At 40.5% G+C, this 18,977-nt stretch carries 15 protein-coding genes and 1 riboswitch; of the genes, 3 read left to right on the forward strand and 12 right to left on the reverse strand.

Annotated features, from left to right (window positions below):
• Window positions 1–5: 5 nt before the first annotated feature.
• Window positions 6–96: riboswitch (cyclic di-GMP riboswitch) on the forward strand.
• Between the two features lie 43 nt (window positions 97–139).
• Entirely contained in the window at window positions 140–277 is a 138-nt protein-coding gene (locus tag ACXAHI_RS10080) for a hypothetical protein (RefSeq protein ID WP_270180144.1), read from the forward strand.
• Between the two features lie 87 nt (window positions 278–364).
• Here the strand turns inward: ACXAHI_RS10080 and ACXAHI_RS10085 are convergent, their stop codons facing one another.
• From ACXAHI_RS10085 to ACXAHI_RS10095, 3 genes are all read right to left on the reverse strand, one after another.
• Window positions 365–778 (reverse strand): hypothetical protein, encoded by a 414-nt coding sequence (locus ACXAHI_RS10085; protein WP_474810439.1) that lies wholly within the window; start codon window positions 776–778, stop codon window positions 365–367.
• A 69-nt stretch (window positions 779–847) separates the two neighbouring features.
• Complete coding sequence (locus ACXAHI_RS10090; RefSeq protein WP_270180146.1) at window positions 848–991, reverse strand: hypothetical protein; 144 nt, start codon at window positions 989–991, stop codon at window positions 848–850.
• A gap of 136 nt (window positions 992–1,127) precedes the next feature.
• Window positions 1,128–2,465 (reverse strand): UDP-glucose dehydrogenase family protein, encoded by a 1,338-nt coding sequence (locus tag ACXAHI_RS10095; RefSeq protein ID WP_474847399.1) that lies wholly within the window; start codon window positions 2,463–2,465, stop codon window positions 1,128–1,130.
• Between the two features lie 172 nt (window positions 2,466–2,637).
• Here ACXAHI_RS10095 and ACXAHI_RS10100 point away from each other — a divergent pair, with 172 nt between their 5' ends.
• Window positions 2,638–3,132 carry a VanZ family protein gene (locus tag ACXAHI_RS10100; RefSeq protein WP_474847401.1) on the forward strand — a complete coding sequence of 165 codons (495 nt, stop codon included), beginning with the start codon at window positions 2,638–2,640 and terminating at the stop codon, window positions 3,130–3,132.
• 21 nt (window positions 3,133–3,153) lie between these two features.
• Here the strand turns inward: ACXAHI_RS10100 and ACXAHI_RS10105 are convergent, their stop codons facing one another.
• The 5 genes from ACXAHI_RS10105 to ACXAHI_RS10125 form a co-directional block, all read right to left on the reverse strand.
• Window positions 3,154–3,639, reverse strand: a complete 486-nt coding sequence (locus tag ACXAHI_RS10105; RefSeq protein WP_474847403.1) for a helical membrane plugin domain-containing protein — start codon at window positions 3,637–3,639, stop codon at window positions 3,154–3,156.
• Entirely contained in the window at window positions 3,623–6,589 is a 2,967-nt protein-coding gene (fdhF, locus tag ACXAHI_RS10110) for a formate dehydrogenase subunit alpha (RefSeq protein WP_474847405.1), read from the reverse strand. The genes ACXAHI_RS10105 and fdhF overlap by 17 nt, the downstream gene beginning before the upstream one ends.
• Window positions 6,590–6,753: 164 nt before the next feature.
• On the reverse strand, window positions 6,754–7,620 hold the full coding sequence (locus ACXAHI_RS10115; protein ID WP_474847407.1) for a transglutaminase family protein: 867 nt from the start codon (window positions 7,618–7,620) through the stop codon (window positions 6,754–6,756).
• Entirely contained in the window at window positions 7,617–8,582 is a 966-nt protein-coding gene (locus tag ACXAHI_RS10120; RefSeq protein WP_474847409.1) for an alpha-E domain-containing protein, read from the reverse strand. Before ACXAHI_RS10120 ends, ACXAHI_RS10115 begins: the two co-directional genes overlap by 4 nt.
• Window positions 8,583–8,601: 19 nt before the next feature.
• On the reverse strand, window positions 8,602–10,047 hold the full coding sequence (locus tag ACXAHI_RS10125; RefSeq protein ID WP_474847411.1) for a circularly permuted type 2 ATP-grasp protein: 1,446 nt from the start codon (window positions 10,045–10,047) through the stop codon (window positions 8,602–8,604).
• Window positions 10,048–10,259: 212 nt separating this feature from the next.
• On the opposite strand from ACXAHI_RS10125, the gene ACXAHI_RS10130 reads away from it, so the two are divergent.
• Window positions 10,260–10,856 (forward strand): YdcF family protein, encoded by a 597-nt coding sequence (locus ACXAHI_RS10130; RefSeq protein ID WP_474847413.1) that lies wholly within the window; start codon window positions 10,260–10,262, stop codon window positions 10,854–10,856.
• A gap of 37 nt (window positions 10,857–10,893) precedes the next feature.
• Here ACXAHI_RS10130 and ACXAHI_RS10135 read toward each other — a convergent pair whose 3' ends face one another.
• The 4 genes from ACXAHI_RS10135 to manA form a co-directional block, all read right to left on the reverse strand.
• Window positions 10,894–14,259, reverse strand: coding sequence for a hypothetical protein (locus ACXAHI_RS10135; RefSeq protein WP_474847415.1), 3,366 nt, complete (start codon window positions 14,257–14,259; stop codon window positions 10,894–10,896).
• 156 nt (window positions 14,260–14,415) lie between these two features.
• Entirely contained in the window at window positions 14,416–16,188 is a 1,773-nt protein-coding gene (locus ACXAHI_RS10140; protein WP_474847417.1) for an ABC transporter ATP-binding protein, read from the reverse strand.
• Window positions 16,169–17,899 (reverse strand): ABC transporter ATP-binding protein, encoded by a 1,731-nt coding sequence (locus ACXAHI_RS10145; protein ID WP_474847419.1) that lies wholly within the window; start codon window positions 17,897–17,899, stop codon window positions 16,169–16,171. The genes ACXAHI_RS10140 and ACXAHI_RS10145 overlap by 20 nt, the downstream gene beginning before the upstream one ends.
• Window positions 17,900–18,016: 117 nt before the next feature.
• Window positions 18,017–18,976 carry a mannose-6-phosphate isomerase, class I gene (gene manA, locus ACXAHI_RS10150; protein ID WP_474847421.1) on the reverse strand — a complete coding sequence of 320 codons (960 nt, stop codon included), beginning with the start codon at window positions 18,974–18,976 and terminating at the stop codon, window positions 18,017–18,019.
• Window position 18,977: the final 1 nt, after the last annotated feature.

The raw sequence follows: 18,977 nt of genomic DNA on the forward strand, positions 1-18,977 counted from the left end.
CAATCGTACGAGAAAGGCAAAACCATTGAAAAATGGTGACGCAAAGCTAAAGGGACTTCACGGTAATGACGTTCCGAAAGTCAGCCAGCTGCCGAACACGTTCTCCAGTCGATTTGTGGCAATAAAGGGGGAGTAAGATATGAAAGGAACCTGGTCGACTCCAGAAGAAATTCAATATAGGAAAGAGCGTAAGGAAAAGCTCATCTATATCCTCATACCGATTTCGGCGATTTTAATTGGAGCAATGATTGCTTTACTGACACAGTTAACGTATTAATGCCTTGGAGCCTTTGTTAGGGCTCTTTTTATATTACCCTACAGTTTGCCCAACTAAAAAGAAGCTGACATGATCAGCTTCACAAACTTACTTTGTAACAGACTGTTTTTGTTTTGTTTTAAAAAGAAGATTGATGCCCTTCATTATTCCTTTGATAATAAGATAAATGAAAAACAAAATGACAAAACCTTTTAATCCAATGACGGCATCTTCAAATTCCATATTTCCTCTTCCAGTAATCTTCTGCTGAATTTCAATTGCAAAAACAACGACTAACAGTACCGTAAACGTATAAATAAACGAAATAGACGTTATGCTCCATTTAGAAAGAAGTTTAAAAACAACTTGAACGAAGACAAAACCAACCATTCCTAATATACCCATGACCCAGAAATGCAAATCCTTATCACTCACCACAAACCCTAAACCATACACCACTTCGATGAGAATGTCGTGTAGTTCATTTACGATGGCCGCGATTAATTTAATTAGTCCCTCCATTAGTCACGTTCCTTTTCATGTGTACTTGACTTCATTTTAGAGAGAGGACAACTAAAATTGCAAGCATTTTTACGACTGTGGCTGTGAGTTCAACTCCTGATTATTGATCGGAACATCGGTCATATCTTCTCCACAATAAGGACAAATCCACTCACCGTTTTGGTTGCTGCTATAAGAAGGCTTATGACAGTGGACACACGTTTTTTCTACCACCTGATCACCTCACTCCGTCTTAACATCCTATCAATCCCACCATTTCCATATACTCACAAATATTTTACCAAAATACGGTAACATATCAAGCACAACCGTATGACATTATATTACAAAAACATATAAAAAAAGCAGGTTAGCAACCTGCCCTTCGTACCGTTTTGTTAATTGAGCCATAACTCGGCCTACCGATCGATTCATAGATGAGTCCGCTCTCTTTCGCTTTCTCAAGACTATAGCAGTTCCTTCCATCAAAAACGAGGGGTACCTTCATATAGCGTTCGTAGATCGTTAAATCTACTGATTTTATTTCCTCCCATTCCGTTATGATAAAAGCTGCATCAGCATGCGTTAAGGACTCCTCAATCGTTTCACAGAATATAACTTTTTCCGACAGAAATGAGCGGGCATTTTCAATGGCAACCGGGTCATATCCACGAACCTCTGCACCTTCCTCTAAGAGAGTGTGGGCAATTGGTATCGAAGCGGCTTCACGCATGTCGTTTGTATTAGGTTTAAAAGCAAGGCCGAGAAGAGCAATTTTCTTATTTCTTAAGTCACCCATAACATCTTTTGCTTTCTGTACAAGCTTCATTTGTTGAGCGTTGTTTACTTCTATAACAGACTTCAATAACGTAAAGTCATGATGATTGTTTCCTGCGATTTGGACAAGTGCCTTCGTATCCTTCGGAAAACATGATCCTCCATAACCGATACCAGCTTTCAGAAATTCATTTCCGATCCGGTGATCTTTGCCCATCCCTTCTGCGACATCTTCTATGTTAGCACCCACTTTTTCGCAAATGTTTGCTATTTCATTAATAAAGCTTATTTTCGTTGCCAGAAAAGCATTAGAAGCATACTTAATCATTTCTGCACTCCTGCTATCTGTTCGATAGATTGGAATACCAAATGGGAGGTTGATCGATTCGATCACGTCTCCTGCATACTTATCGTCTGCACCGATAACAATGCGATCCCCATTAAACGTGTCATGAACTGCAGATCCTTCCCTTAAAAACTCAGGGTTGGAAACGATTTGAACGTTAATTCCTAGAGAAACATTTTGCTGAATCGTTCCCTTTATCCGTTCATTCGTCCCTACAGGCACAGTACTTTTCGTAACGATAATCGCATTTTGTTGTAATGCATTCGCGATATCTAATGCTGCTGCATCTATATAGCGAAGGTCTGCAGTGCCATCTGGATGTTGAGGTGTTCCAACCGCTATGTAAATAACGTCAGCATTTGCTAATCCAACATGGTGCGAGGTAGTAAATGATAAACGGTTCGCTTTACTATTCCGCTTCATAAGCTCTTCTAAGTTTGGTTCGTATATAGGAGATTGACCATTTGACATTACCTTCACTTTTGCCTCATCTGTATCGATACACGTTACATAATGTCCGATTTCAGCAAGACTTACTCCCGTAACGAGACCAACATATCCTGTTCCGATCACTGCAATTTTCACATCTAGCCCTCCTCTACTATGTACTTGTCTTTATTATAAGAATGTTTATGACGTTTAGACGTGGTTTTAGGATAACTAAACAAAATATTAATAATGAATTAACACCTCCCAATATTACCGTTTTTTCGATATGATAGTTATTAAACTGCTCAATTTAGAAAGTGTGAAACCAATGATTTTTTTACAAAGATGGATTTGGCTTATACTTGCGGTACTTATGATGACCATCCTTTTTCTATCGTCTAATACACCCTATCAAAATCAAGACGTTAAACCTCTATTTAAAGAGTGGGTCACGATTGAACAAAAAGATCTTCCCCAAATCGAATTTCGTTACGATGGAACCCTTGTTACACCATCGGAACCATATCGATATGTTGAGTTTTTCTTAAGAAAAGGGGCTCATGTCATTTCTTTTGGCTTACTGACATTTTTCTGGATACTGTTCTTCATGAAACGATACACCCTAAGGAAATCACTATCTTTTGGATTCTTACTCGCATTCCTCTACGCTTTGTTCGACGAATATCACCAAAGTTTAATTCCAAATCGCACTGGACATTTGATCGATGTCTTCATACCGGATACGCTCGGGATGGTGTTAGCTTGTTTACTTATTCTCATATTATCCTTAATCAAAAATAAAAAAGCCGGAAATGCCTCTTAAAGAGGTTTCCGGCTTTCCCACCTACATACTCGACTTTTTATCGTCTCCCATTCCTTTTAGGAAAAGAAGTAAGATCGATAACGACCGATTAATTTCTGGGTCTTTTAATGCTTTGAACAAATCAAGATAACCTGTTTTATGTTCGATGTCTTCATTATCAGCAACATTTTCAATTCCATTGTTAAGTCGATCGATCAAAGGCTCTAACTCTTTCACATTGATTTTTCCAAGGACTCCAACAATCAGCATCAAATTTCTGATAGCCTTTGTATTTTCGGGTGTGTTTAACAGATCAACAAGCACTTTAAGGACCCTGTCTCCCTCACCAAACAACCCGTTTAGAAGTGAAATAACTCCTCTATCTTTCATTTTCCCTACAACTTCAAGCGTTTCAAGCAAGGCATCTTTGTTATCGATCAGTGCATCCTCAATTTCCCTTAAATCTTGTGCTCTCTTCTCATCTTCTGTTAGTTCCATCTTTTTAATCGATTTAATGGCCTTTGCCAAAACGGTTCGCCTCCTTCTTTACCATATCTCCAGGGAAGAGATAATCTTTTCGTGCCCATTTACGTTCTACTTGTACACCGATCTGTGGTTTTGGGTTACCGAATCGATGGTTTACTTTTGGAAGCGGAGAAGAACCTTTATCTTTTAAAATTTCCATTTTTGCTTTCACTTCTTTATAGACGGGGGTATCCGTATCTTTGTCTGCATAGCTACTCGTCAGCAAGTTGATCGCACCCTCACCTGAGTCGTTCAATGGAACGTAAACTTCTTTTCCTTGCACTCGATCCGTGACGAGACATTTAAGTTTTATCGCGCCATACGGAGAAGAGAGCCTTACTAACGTGCCATCCGTTAAGCCCCTTTCCTCCGCTAGTTCTAAGGATACTTCTACGAACGACTCTGGAGTTTTGGCTTTGATCCCTTCACTTTTATACGTCATATTCCCTTCATGGAAATGTTCAAGAAGTCGGCCATTATTAACATGAAGATCATACTCATCGTCGAACTGAATCGGCTCAGTCCATTCGAGTGGGAACAATCTAGCTTTTCCATCTGGAAAAGGGAAATCTTCTTGGAATAGCAGCGGTGTATCTCTCCCATCTGCGTCAACTGGCCATTGCTGGCTACCATAGCCTTCTAAACGATCATATGAAACGCCCGCAAACATGTCAGCAAGCTGGACTGCTTCGTCCATAATGTCTCGAGGGTGCGCATACTTCCATTCTGCACCGAGTTCATTGGCAATCATCATAATGATCTTCCAGTCTGGTTTGGAATCACCAAGCTCGTCTAATGCCTGATAGAGTCGTTGAATTCGCCTCTCTGTATTTGTAAACGTTCCTTCCTTCTCAAGACTCGGGCTTGCTGGAAGAACAACATCTGCATATTCAGCGGTCTTTGTTAAGAAAAGATCCTGAACGACAAAGAAATCAAGTTTTTCAAATGCCTCGTGGACATAGTTGAGATTAGAGTCTACGATTCCCATGTCTTCACCCTTTAAGTACATACACTTGAGGTTTCCATCATGGATACTTTTGACCATTTCATGATTATTAAGCCCTATCTCTTCAGGCAGCGGACTTCCCCACGCTTTTTCGTATTTTTCTCGGACTTTTTCATCTGTGACTTCTTCAGACCCAGGCATCATGTTCGGCATACTTCCGAAGTCGCTTGCTCCTTGTACATTATTATGTCCTCTAAGAGGATAAGCCCCCGTTCCAGGCTTACCATAATTTCCTGTGACAAGTAATAAATTTGATATCGCAGTACTCGTATCAGATCCTCCGCTATGTTGCGTTACACCCATAGCCCATAGAGCGACAGTGCTGTTAGATTCATAGATCATTGTTGCGATCTTTACCAATTCTTCTTGTGAAATACCGGTCACTTGCGCTGCGTACTCTAACGTGTATGGTTTTAAACTCTCAATATACTCATCAAGACCATTCACTCGATCTTTCAAGAACGCTTCATCCGCCCAACCCTGATCGATAATATATTTCGTAACTGCTGAAAGCCACACAAGATCTGTGCCAGATGAAGGTCGAATAAACAGATCGGAGCGCTCAGCCATTTCATGCTTTCTCAAGTCAGAAACGATGAGTTTTTGTCCATGCAGCTTATTCGATCTTTTAACACGTGTCGATAACACTGGGTGTGATTCGGAAGTATTCGAACCGATGACGATTACTAGCTCTGACATTTCGATATCTGTGATCGAACCTGAATCGCCTCCGTACCCAACCGTTCTGAACAACCCTTTTGTGGCAGGCGTCTGACAATAACGCGAGCAATTATCGATGTTATTCGTGCCAATAATGTTCCTTCCTAATTTTTGCATTAAATACGACTCTTCATTTGTACATTTTGAAGAACTAATAAATGAAAGTGCATCAGCACCGTGAGTTTGTTTTATATCACTGAACTTACTTGCAATCAATTTGATCGCTTCATCCCAACCCGCTTCTCGGAATGATTCTCCTTCTCTAATCAGTGGATTTGTTAGACGTTCCTCACTATTAACGTAATCCCAGCCAAACTTTCCTTTAATACACGTCGAAATTCCGTTTGCCGGAGCTTCAGCTTGGGGTTCTACTTTTAAAATATCGCGACCCTTTGTCCAAACGTCGAAGCTACAACCTACCCCGCAGTATGTACACACGGTCTTTGTCTTCTTAATCTTGTTTTCTCTCATTGCCGACTCCATGTCAGAAATCGCAAGAATAGAGCTGTAACCTGTTTCAACATTCTTAGTTAGCTCGATCATTGGACGAAGAGTACCATCAGGAATACCTGTTAAGAAACCTGCTTCCCCTTCCATTCCTTTTTCCATCATCGCATTACAAGGGCAAACAGTAGAACAATGTCCACAAGAAACACAAGATGACTCATTGATCGGAACGTCGTTATCCCAGATGACTCTCGGTCTTTCTCGTTCCCAATCGATCGTTATCGTTTCCGTCACTTGAACATCCTGGCATGCCTCTACACAGCGTCCACACAAAATACACTGATCTGGGTCATACCGATAAAATGCGTTTGAATCATCGATAGGTTCAGGCTTTGGATCGAACGGTAGCGCCTGGTGTTCTTTCTTCATTTGTTTCACGGTGTTATGAATTTCACACGTTCCGTTGTTATAATCACACACTGTACAGTACAACTCATGATTGTAAAGAATGCGATCCATCGCAATATCCTGTGCTTTCTTTACATGGGGAGCTGTAGAATTGATGTTATCCCCATTTGAGAGTCTAGTAGAACAACCTCTTACGATTTCTCCGTTCACTTCTACCATACAAGTATCACATGTCTCAATGGCACCTAAACTTGGATGATAGCACACGCTAGGTAAATCGAGTTCATTGTTATGTAAAGCATCAAGGACACTCATACGCTCATTTACTACGGTGCTCTTTCCATTAATCGTAACCTGAATGGTTTCAGACACTATGATTCACCCCTATTTCATTCATTGGAAACCTATTCTTTTATACCCTATCCGTAGCCATGATAGGCTGATCTTCATAAAATAAGCCTTTCTATTACTCACCTTTCTTTATTCCTTATAAATTTCCTTCCCACCTCTGCTAAAGAAAAAAGCAGGTAGCGAAACTATCCGCTTACCCGCTCTTCTAAGTTCTTTACACTGACACTCACATCTAGCGTGTGTGCTCCACCAATATACACACCTTTTAATGGAGATATATCACTATAATCGCGTCCAACTGCAATACGAATATGCTGTTCACCAACGATCGCATTGTTGGTAGGATCAACTCCAAACCATTTTTGTCCTGGTAGTTTTACTTCTAACCAAGCGTGTGTAGCAGCATCGCCTCGATAAGCGGAATTTTCCCCGATATAGATATATCCGCTAACATAGCGTGCTGGAATTCCACGATAACGGCAGAGTGCAAGCATGAGATGAGTGTAATCCTGGCATACTCCAGTTCTATGCTCCAACACTTCATCAGCAGTAGTCATCACATTGGTCGCACCAGAAACATATTCCATTGAATTGTAAATGTGCTCATTAAGGTTTACTACAAAATCAAGTTCATCTCTAGACTGTGCCCAGATTTCATTTGTTTCTTTTTTCATCGCATCCTCGTTTATCGTCGTATAATGCCGATCGATTAAGTACTCTGCATAAGCCTGTTTAAAAGAATGAGAGGTTATCTCCTGTCTTTGCTCAGAAGTCAGTGGGGTTGAAACATCAAACTCTATTGAATTTGTCTCTACTTTCGAGACGGTTTCAATTGAAAGAGTTTGATGCTCGCTCCAAATGTAAAAGGTCTCCACATAATTTCCCCAGTAGTCAGTATGACCATAAGTTTCACTAACCGGATCAATGATAGCTTTATATTCATGAACTGTCTGCAACTCATCGTGAAGCGGGCGTAACCTGAACTGATTAATACTTTGTCTCACTGGGCGCTCATACTCATAGCTGTTGGTTTGTGTAACTTCAAATTTCATGGTATCGCTACTTCCCCTAGATAGTATGTTCGCGTAATGTAATGACCGATCGTACTACATCTACGCTGAAAACTTTGAAGAAAAGCATGTGCATCTTGATAAAGAACTTCTTCAATCGTAAAGTCGATCAAATCGCTGGCTAAGTATTCGAGCTCATTTGCAAGGGATTCAGAGTAATGCTCAACTTCACCCTCCTCTAATGCAACGAACGCATTACGCACTTTTTGTATGCAGTAGATCATTGAACGAGGGAAGTCCATATTGAGAATAAAGAATTCAGCAACATCTTTCGATTTAATAAGCGGTCTATACATTTTGATGTAAGCTTCATGACCGCTCACCGATTGGAGAACAGACCACCAATGGTGATACTCCACAATTTCTTTATTCTCGTATTGATCTAGATTTTTATGATAGAAGACATCTAGAATGCGAGCGGTTTTTTCCGCCCTTTCCAAGTGTTTGCCCATCTCCATAAACAAATAAGCATCGCCTCTTGGCATCGTCGCCTCTACTATCCCCTGGAAGAAGAGCGATTCTTTTTTGATCGTTTCACAGAACTCGTTCACTTCATCCATTTCCCAACGAGACTTACTATAGTTTTTTAATTTTAAATAGAACGAATTGATGCTTTCCCATAGTTCATTAGGAATAATTTCGCGAACAGCCCTGGCATTTTCTCTTGCCACCGTGATCGCATTTAAAATAGAGTTCGGGTTCTTCATGGAAAACATTAAGAATTCCACAACGCTTCTATCATCGCATCGCGAATAATTTTCATTAAAAATTTGCTGGTAACCACCAATTTCAATTAGCTCATACCAGTTTTGGTTATTTTCTTCAGTCGGATTCGCATTTTCTAAACGGCTCGTTAATTTAACAGCTATTAATCTAGCATTGTTTTCTGCTCTTTCTACGTTTCGAGACAACCAATACAATGAATCAGCTACTCTGCTTAACATCGTCATTACTCCTTCCCTTTTATACGTTGGCTGGAGACTCCTCTAGAACCCACGTGTCTTTTGCTCCCCCACCTTGTGAGGAATTGACGACGAGAGATCCTTCTTTTAAGGCTACGCGCGTTAATCCTCCAGGGAATACATGCGTTTTTTCTCCACCAAAGATGAAGACTCTTAGATCGACATGACATGCAGCAAAGCGATCTCCTTTAAATGCTGGTAATCTTGATAATTTAATCGTAGGCTGTGCGATAAATTCTGATGGGTTCTTCAAGATTTGCTTCCTGTATGCTTCGATTTCTTCTTCAGAAGCATGAGGACCGATCAACATGTTGTAACCCCCTGAAGCATTCGTGTGCTTCACAACAAGCTCCGACAGATGATCCAATACATATTCCAATTGATCCTCATACCTCAATAAATAGGTATCTACGTTTTTTACTAAAGGTTCTTCGTTAAGATAATAACGAATCATATCTGGTACGAAATGATAGATCGCCTTATCATCTGCAACGCCGTTTCCAATACCGTTAATGATCGATACGTTCCCTGCTCGATAAGCATCGACAAGGCCAGGGACACCTAGGAGAGAATCTTCTCTAAATTCTAGTGGATCGAGAAATTCATCATCGATTCTTCTATAGATCACGTCAACTTGCTTCAAGCCTCTCGCTGTCTTCATAAAGACTTCACGTTCTCTTACAACGAGATCTCTACCTTCTACGAGTTCAACGCCGGATCTTTGCGCAATGTAGCTGTGGTCGTAATATGCTGAGTTATAAATTCCTGGTGTCAAAAGAACGATGGTTGGATTACTTTTATTCTGAGGTGCAAGAGAAGCCATAGATGAATGCAGATAAGAAAACTGTTGTTCTAGTGATTGAACGGAATATTGATTAAAGAACTCAGGATATACCTTCCTCATTACGTAACGATTTTGGAAAACATACGACAACCCTGATGGATTTCGAAGGTTATCTTCCAAAACACGATATTCACCATTATCGTCACGTATCAAATCGATCCCCGCCATAAAAATATGCTGCCTTCTTGGGAGATCGATTCCTGCCACCTGTTCAAAGAAATGCTGACAGTTAACAACGAGGTCACGAGGAATCACGCCATCTTTTAGTATTTGCTGTTCATGGTACACGTCATCTAAAAATGCATTGAGTGCATCAAATCGTTGCATCAACCCACGTTCAAGTTCCGCCCATTCGTCTGGGGGAATGATTTTTGGAACGAAATCGAACGGCATCGTTCGTTCCGTTCCTTCCGTTTCACTGTAGACCGTAAAAGTGATCCCCTGTCTCAAGAAATCACTTTGAGCAAGTTCATACCTCTCTTGTAAATCGTTTGGATCAACACTGTTTAACCTTTCATGGAAAGGTTTACAGTAATCTCTAGGGAGGTGGTCCTTTTGAAGCATTTCATCAAAGAATTCATCAAGTTTGTATGAATTAAACACGATACCTTTTCCTCCTTCTATGTATGATTAGTAAATTACCCACAATTCTTACTTTTCTAACAAATTTCGTTATAAGATGGTCTATATCCTTCAATTACATAGTAGAAAAGAATTGTTTTTTCAAAATTTTACAGATTAAGCAACGATCATTCACTACTAAATCGTTTAAAACATAGACTAGTACAGGCCATAAAAAAGTGAGGTGGATGAACATGCGTTTCTCAGAAATGGAGCCTGAACGTCTTTCAAGAGATCAAATCACAGCGCTGTTGTTTGATGGATTAGAAGACGATGGAATGAATGGCGATTGTATTCTAGTATTCGGGGCAAGAAGTCTACTACGAGTTAAGAAAGCTGCTGAGTTATACGAAGCAAAACGCGCACCATTTATTCTCGTTTCAGGATCAGGTGCAAGGTGGGGAAACGATGAGACGCCTGAGGCAATCTGGATGAGAGACCAATTGATAAATCGCGGCATTCCATCCGATCGAATTTTGGTAGAGCTTAAAGCAGAAAACACGACTGAGAATGTAATTGCTTCAATGCTGGTCCTTCAACAACAATTTGGATTACATGCGCTCAAAAGGCTAGTGATCGTGAGCTCGCCCTACCATATGAAACGTTGTCTATTATCGCTTAAGACCTATATGCCAAAACATATCACGTATTCATTTTGCTCTGATGATAGGATAATCGGACAACGCACGAACTGGTGGACCGATCACAATGAAGAATCGTATATATTAAAAGAAGTTAAGTCCATCAAAAAATACGCGGAACTAGGCATCCTGTTAGATGAAGAATGGTAAAAAAGGGGGCCAAGTACGTACCTGGCCCCCTCTTCGATCATTTCCATTCTTTCCACTTGTTTCGTAATTGCTCTTTCTTTACTTGCAACAGCGTGCTTCCATCGGCATCCTTTTTTTGCTTCTGCCATTCGTAAAAGCTCGCAACACTAATCAAGGTGAAACCTGCGATCAACAAGTATGCCCACCAAGGCATGTTACCCCAATACGGACGAGTTTGAATAAAGAGATTCAAAAGAAGAACACCTATTCCAATTAAGAAATAAGATTTGATCCTGAAGTAAAATCCACTTATAACGGATACAAGAGATAACACTCCCGCTATCAACGCATCGTAGATCGTGTTGCTTACAATAGCATCTGTTACGAGTATTGCTGCAACAATTGCAACAACAGTAAGCTCCACCCATTTTACAATATGCTCTTCCTTCTTCCACGTACTTTTCGAAAGAAACACGGTCAATCCAATCCAGGGGAGAACATAGACTTCTGCTACAATATACTGATTGATCTCGATATGTTGAAGCAGCGTATAGTAAGGGATTAGTAAGCTTACAGCGCTCATGATCTGAACGATACGCTTCGGATTACCAGAAGGAACTCTTTTTATCTGTAGGAATACTAAACTAACAATAAACAAAGCGCACAGCTCTTCCGCCCAAAGTGATGCCTGATCAAAATATTGAACGAGTGGTCCGACGAGTAACAACGCAGCAACCGTATACCAATCGATATGATTCGTAATCATCTCACTCGAACTGAAAGCGTAAAGCTGTTTATGGATGAAAAGACCTGAAATAAGAAGCAAGAGTCCTATTGATACATGTACTACCATCGTTTCTTCTATTGCTTCAAAAGGTAAAAGCTGAACAAAAAAAATAACATACAATAACGGAAAAATATTGAAAAGCTGCCATCTCGCTCGATGCATCACATAAAGTAGCACACCTACATAGAGAATCGCTACGGTAAATGAAACAGCTGTTAACTCTTCTTGCAATGCAAATGGTACTAATCCTAGCAACGAAAATGGGACAGCATACCATTTGATCCGTTCTTTCCAACGGTCGTTTAACATCAACCAAAGAGCAAACATAACTGCACTCGATGCAAAACCTGTATAAAGATAAACATCTTCAATTTGATAGTAATCTACTAATGACATATAGAAAAACGGGAGGATGGAAAAGCCTGCATATAGAAACGTGCGAATCTCCCACTCCTTCGTACGAGAAACAACGCTGTAAAGGTAGATTAGTAAGGTGATCACAAATAAGATTGGAACGCCAGTGTAGACTCCTACCGAATAATATAAAGAGAGCGGTAAATAGACATGTGCTAAATACACAAAAGCATTCTGCACGTAAGAATTTTTCTTAACAATAAAATCTCCTACGATGATTAACACGATACTTCCTGGAATCCATTGATAAATTCCTTGAATCGGAAAGGCTTCAGCAACCGACAAATACGTTCCTAACGTCGATAAACTAAGAAAATACCATAGCGATTTCTCGTTCGTTCTTTTAATGAGAAGGAACAAAAAGAGAATCGCACCAAGAAGCAATCCACTTCTCGTGTATAATTCATTCGTGGAATATACGAGAAGGAATAGAAGTCCTATCGTGTAAGCCACCTGAGACGTCCAAAAAAAGCTAGCATGTAGAACAGACTTGTTTTTCCATAAAAATGATATCCCCATGAGAAGAGCAGCACTGACAGCTAAATGAAAAGACAGGCCAAATTCTTCTCGGTACAAACCATTCTCAGCCCAAACAGGGTATAGACAAAGAAAAGCAACCGCCCATGCAGATGGATAGCCAACGCTTGCAATAGCTCGAATCAATCGTGGTTCTCCTTCATACACAATCGTTAAAAAGATGATTCCGATGATCCCCATCATACTAGCATCGATGACCCACTTTTCTGCTAAAATTCCGACCAATACGGCTAGAAATATGGGACCGAACGACAGGAACAGGGCCCCAGACCTTATGACTTTTGTGTATCTCCACTTGTTCCAATAAAACCCTAAGAAGTATAGACTAAGACCCGTTATAAAAAGATGGAGAATAATAATCGTCACGGTTACATCAGTATATAGTAAATTCAATGTGTATAGGCCTGCAGCCACAAGAAACAATGGAGCTAAAAAGCCAAATACCTTCAGCTTAGACAGATTAGCAAGATAGATAAAATTCACACTGATCAACACGTATCCTGCTATGAGAAGCCAAGAAGGATCGTCGAAACGGAGCAGTAATCCTTTGTAACTAATAAATAGAAAAGCAGCGACCGAAACGATGCCACTCGTAATCTGGAATGCTTTCTTCATATAGTTATCTTCAAACTTCTCAATCATCTGAAGGCCAATGAAAAGAAATCCGATAAGTGAGTAAAATAGTACATCGATTGACTCAAGAAACGAATTCTCGATGAGCTGGTAAATTCCGTAGACGAAAAGGGCCGTAAATATAAAATGATATTCTTTTTGCTTCCCTATATACACCATCGATAAATATAGCGTCGCCGTTAATAAAACGTTAAAACTATAAAATACGGCTTGATCATAGAATAAAAGCAGCAACAAGGTCGAGAGGACGAGGTTTCCTTGAAGATAAAGCGGTAGCTCACGTACAAATAGGTGACCCTCTGCTATCTTCCTCGTTCTTACATACATCAGGATTATTAATCCATTGAACAATACGATTCCAAAATAAAACGCATCGATCGTTGGATTGAATAACTGAATGAAAAACGACGTACCAATTGTAAGTCCTACATATGAAAACCATACGAACAACCTTGAGTTTTGCCTTATTGCCTGATAGCCGTAAAGAGGTAAACAAATCAGCGTTCCAAGCAATCCTAGAAAGTATTTACCTTCACCGCTTATGGACAACCATGCGCCGAATAGTTGAAAGTAGCCCGCTGATAAGATGACGATCGGTAAAAACAAACTCCCAAGAACTAAAAAAGCAAATGCTGTTTTTTCAATCTTAAGCTTATGTCCACTCAGCCAGCTGATACCGAAGAAAAGGAGTGATACTGCAGCGATCAAACCAGTTTTCAAAGTAGAGGTTAGAGCTTCCCACGTACTCGTTGCAAGAACAAGTCCTCCTAAGAGGAGAAACACCACACCGATAATCAGAATCCACGTAAGGTTCCGGTCTCGTATCTCCTGAGCAGATCTCACCTTTTTCTGCTTCACCTTTTGTTTTGTCGGCTTTGGACGTTCTTCCAATATCTCCTCGGTAACTTCCTCAACCTCATGATGCACATCAAGCTCTAAGAAACGCGTGTATGCCTCTGATACGTGTTCGTAAGTCCTCTCAGAAATGAAGTCACTTTGTTTCAGCCTGCTTAACTCTTCTTTAAATGCAGCCTGTCTCTCCTTCTCATCCATTTGCCTCCCCCCTAACGGCAATATCTTCCTCTTTAATGATTCTATTTACTCACACTGCTTGTTATTTCGCAATAGTCTAAAAAGCGATCTGAAATACAAAAAAACCGCCTCAGTTAATCGGCAGTTTCGTTGAGGTTCACGTTTCCTCCACAGCGCTCAAGCATTCTCTTGGATGCCTGAAATCACCATTTCTTTATAAAATCCATCTTTCTTAAGCAGTTCTTCATGAGACCCTTTTTCTAGAATTTCCCCTTGATGTAACACAAGAATCTGATCTGCCCGCTGAATCGTATTCAATCGGTGGGCGATGACAAAGCTCGTTCTTCCTTCCATCAACTTCCACAGCGCTCGCTGGATCTGTATTTCTGTTCTCGTATCGATACTACTCGTGGCTTCGTCTAGGATTAAGATCGCAGGATCCGCTAGCACAGCCCGTGCAATCGATAATAACTGCCTTTGTCCATGGCTGATCCCTCCCCCATCTTGCTTTAGAACAGTGTGATATCCATTTGGGAGCTTCGAGATAAAGGAATGAGCATTCGCAATCCTCGCAGCATTTCTAACCTCTTCATCTGTTGCTTCTAACCGACCATAACGGATGTTTTCTAATATACTTTCTTCAAATAAAAGCGTATCTTGCAAAACAAACCCCATATTACCCCGCAAACTATCTCTTGTTATTGAGGTGATCTCTTTTCCGTCAATTTCAATCGTTCCATCATCAATCTCATAAAATCTCATGAGTAAGTTTACGATCGTTGTTTTGCCAGCTCCAGTCGGTCCAACGATTGCTACTGATTCACCTGGTTGTGCCGAGAAGGTTATGCCCTTCAACGTATCCTGGTCTTTTTCATATCCAAACGAAACTTCTCGAAATGAAACGTGACCCACTACGTCTGTTAATACAGTTGCGTCATTGCGATCTTTTTGTTCTTCCTTTTCATCCAGAACAACAAAAACCCTTTCAGCCCCAGCAACTGCAGAGAGTATTGTATTAAACTGATTTGCTAGATCATTTAAAGGTCTTGTAAACTGTCTTGAATATTGAATGAAAGCAACAATTACTCCGATTGTGACTAACCCTTCAAGTGCAAGCCACCCTCCTGCTGCTGCGATCAATACGAAGCTTAAATTGTTTAACACGTTCATTAGCTTTGGAATAAAACCCGAATATGTTAATGCCCAAAAGCCTGATTTTCGCAACGCTTCACTTTGTTTTGCGAACTGCTTTTTCACTCTTTCTTCTTGTGAAAATGTTTTTACGATCTGTTGACCTGAAATCGTTTCTTCAATAATACCGTTTAACGTTCCCAAATTACGCTGCTGTTCTTTAAAATAATATCCTGTACGCTTCGTTATCCATTTCATACCAAGGAACATGAGTGGAATGATTGTAAACGTGATTAAGGTTAGCAGCGGGCTCAACCAAATCATGATAGCCACTGTACCGATCAACGTTAAAACACTAGAGAAAATTTGAATGACGGAGCTGTTTAACGTTTTACTTACATTCTCGATATCATTCGTTAGTCGGCTCATAAGCTCGCCGTGTGTCTTCTTATCGAAATAAGGAATAGGAAGACGCTGAAAGTGATGAAAAAGATCTTTTCTCATATATAAAACCGTTTTTTGAGCGATGCCGATCATCCAGAAATTCTGTAGATAGGTGACGATCGACTGAAGAAAATAAATTCCGATTAACACGAATAGAAGAGGTAGCAGACCATTTAAGTCCCCCTTAACTAAATAATCGTCGATCGCCACACTCGTTAAGTAAGGACCGAGTAAACCAAAGACCGAGCTCATCAGAACAAGCAAAAGGACCAAAGATAGGAGACCTTTCTTCACAGATAGATAGCTCCAGATTCTTTTCACAGTTCCCTTTATGTCGTCTGGTCTCTTCTTACTTTTAAGATGTCCTCTCGGCATGATCTACCTCCTCTCCGTACTGCGAAGAATAAATATCCTGGTACGTTTCATTTTCACTTAGCAGCCTCATATGTGTGCCCTTCCCTACCACTTCTCCATCGTCGAGCACGAGGATTTGATCGGCATCTTTCACAGAACTTATCTTCTGTGCGATCAGTAAGATGAGCCCTTGAAATTTACTGTTTCTAAGAGAGTCTTGTAATTTTGCTTCAGTTTTTAAATCAAGTGCACTGGTGCTATCATCTAGAATTAATATTTCAGGATTTCGAATGAGAGCTCGCGCAATAGACAGCCGTTGTTTTTGACCGCCTGAGAGATTGACACCTTTTTGACCGAGCTCAGTCTCATACTGCTTTGGAAGCGTCATAATAAACTCGTGAATTTGAGCTGTTTTGGCAGCCTCGACGATTTCTTCCATCGTTGCATCTTCTTTTCCCCACCGAATGTTTTCTCCGATCGTATCACTGAAAAGCATCACTTCTTGAGGAACGACTCCAATCGCTCTTCTAAGCTCTTCAACCTGTATTTCGTTTAAATGGACCCCGTTCCACTTGATTTCACCTGAATCCGGTTCGTAAAGGCGAGGGATCAGCTGTATTAGCGAAGTCTTTCCAGTCCCTGTAGAACCTAAAATGCCAATGAATTGCCCTCGCTTTAAACTAAAAGTAATATCCTTTAATACCTCTGTATCAGGGTATGAGAAATGGATGTTGGTAAATTCCAATGAGCGTAGAGGCAGCGACAAAGACTTGCTAGAACTCTGAGTAGCTGTCTCCGTCGCAAAGACCTCATCCATACGATGAACAGAAGCTCTAGCACGTGAAAGAATCATTAAGATAAAAGAAAACATCGAGAGCGCAACAGTTATCCGTGTGCCATAGGTAATGATCGCAGCAACATCTCCAACTCTCGTACTTCCACCGATAATTTTGACCCCTCCAAACCAAATAACAGCTACGATCGCAATGTTCATGATGATCAATAATACGGGTGTCGCTAGTTCGATCAGTCGTAAAGAAGCCACGTTTCGGTCAAACAGATCGTCATTCACTACTTTGAACCGATCTTGTTCGTATCTACTTCTCCTTAGCGCTTTTATTAAACGAATGCTTACTAAATTCTCTCTCATCACGCCGTTCACTCGATCAAGCTTCTCCTGCACGAGTGCGAATAAAGCGATTCCTTTTTTCATGACATAAAAGAGAAAGGCGATAACGATCGGTATAGCGACCGTTAACAAAAGAGCAATTTGCCAATCTACAATAAGAGCCATCACGATCCCCCCTACAACAAGAAGAGGTGCTCTCACCATAATTCGAAGTCCCATAAAAATAACGAGCTGGACCTGGTTCACATCATTCGTAAGCCTTGTGATAAGAGAAGAAGTTGGAAAACGATTGAAATCGATAAAAGAGAACGATTGAATCTTTTCAAACAGCGCCTCCCTCAAATCATACGCGAATTGCTGACTGACATAAGAGGCAAGGTACGTATTGATGATCGAGGTAATAAAAGAAAAAATCGTAAGACCGAGCATGAATAGCCCGACTGATTTAATGACAGATAGGTCTCTCTCTATAATGCCGTTATCGATGATGTCGGCCATTAATAGAGGTAACCACAGTTCGACCGCTAGCTCCACAAGCATTAATAAAGCAGCGATGATTGCAACCTTACGATAAGGATAAATAAAAGAAAAAATTTTGCGCATGACCCCTCCAAAACAATCTGACATCTCTTACACTTTACCATATTTTTCAGAATATTTAGGGCTACGAAAATTATGACACCAAAAAAAAGAAACCGGCTAAAAAGCCGATCCCTTCTGTTATTTATTACTTTTAGAAACCATCAATTCAAGCTCACCCTCAAGTTCAAACTCATTCATAGTCGATGGGATGATAAAATGATCTCCTTGCTTTAAAAAGTGTGAAGAGCTCCCTGAAGAAATTTCACCTTCACCACTCAAGACGCTTACTAATAAATAGCGTGCGTCCAGTTTATTCGTAAATACACCATCGATCTCCCAGTGATACACTGTAAAATAGGTAGAGTCGATTAGCTTTGTTTGCCTTAATCCTTCCTCACTAGAAACGATTGGTTCAAACTCAGGATCGCGATGAGGAATTGTAGAAACTTCTTTAGATCTCTCGATATGAAGCTCGCGCTTATTCCCCTGATCATCCGTACGATCATAGTCATAAACACGATACGTCGTATCAGAACTCTGTTGCGTTTCAAGAATCATCGTTCCTGCTCCAATCGCATGAATCGTACCACTCGGAACAAAATAGAATTGCCCTGGTTCGATCGGAACACGTCGAAGCAAGCTATCCCACTCTCCATTATCGATCATCTCTGTAAACTCCGATTTTGTTTTAGCATGGTGACCAAAGATAAGCTCAGCACCAGGGTCACAATCGATGATATACCAGCATTCCGTCTTACCGTATGCTTCATTTTCAACGTTCCTCGCGTATGTATCGTCGGGATGAACCTGAACAGATAAATCACGATTTGCATCCAAAATTTTCACTAATAATGGAAAGTGATCGCCTTCTTCATCTCCGAATAAATTTCGATGTTCATCCCATACGTTGTTTAATGTTTGACCTTCGAGAGGTCCGTTCTTAATTTCACATGGTCCATTCTGATGAGCGGAAATCCCCCAGCATTCACCAGTTGTTTCAGACGGGATATCGTAGCCAAAAATATCATTGAGCTTAGTGCCACCCCAGATTCGATCTTTGAATTCAGGCTTTAGAAAAAGCGGTTCATGTTGATACAAG

It is taken from the genome of Anaerobacillus sp. ABD4_527 (assembly GCF_056160805.1).

Bases quoted from the DNA above. Each gene is read 5' to 3' on its own strand.
- ACXAHI_RS10080 (WP_270180144.1), top strand. From the start codon at position 140: ATGAAAGGAACCTGGTCGACTCCAGAAGAAATTCAATATAGGAAAGAG.
- ACXAHI_RS10085 (WP_474810439.1), bottom strand. From the start codon at position 778: ATGGAGGGACTAATTAAATTAATCGCGGCCATCGTAAATGAACTACAC.
- ACXAHI_RS10100 (WP_474847401.1), top strand. From the start codon at position 2,638: ATGATTTTTTTACAAAGATGGATTTGGCTTATACTTGCGGTACTTATG.
- ACXAHI_RS10115 (WP_474847407.1), bottom strand. From the start codon at position 7,620: ATGAAATTTGAAGTTACACAAACCAACAGCTATGAGTATGAGCGCCCA.
- ACXAHI_RS10120 (WP_474847409.1), bottom strand. From the start codon at position 8,582: ATGTTAAGCAGAGTAGCTGATTCATTGTATTGGTTGTCTCGAAACGTA.
- ACXAHI_RS10130 (WP_474847413.1), top strand. From the start codon at position 10,260: ATGCGTTTCTCAGAAATGGAGCCTGAACGTCTTTCAAGAGATCAAATC.
- ACXAHI_RS10135 (WP_474847415.1), bottom strand. From the start codon at position 14,259: ATGGATGAGAAGGAGAGACAGGCTGCATTTAAAGAAGAGTTAAGCAGG.
- ACXAHI_RS10140 (WP_474847417.1), bottom strand. From the start codon at position 16,188: ATGCCGAGAGGACATCTTAAAAGTAAGAAGAGACCAGACGACATAAAG.
- ACXAHI_RS10145 (WP_474847419.1), bottom strand. From the start codon at position 17,899: ATGCGCAAAATTTTTTCTTTTATTTATCCTTATCGTAAGGTTGCAATC.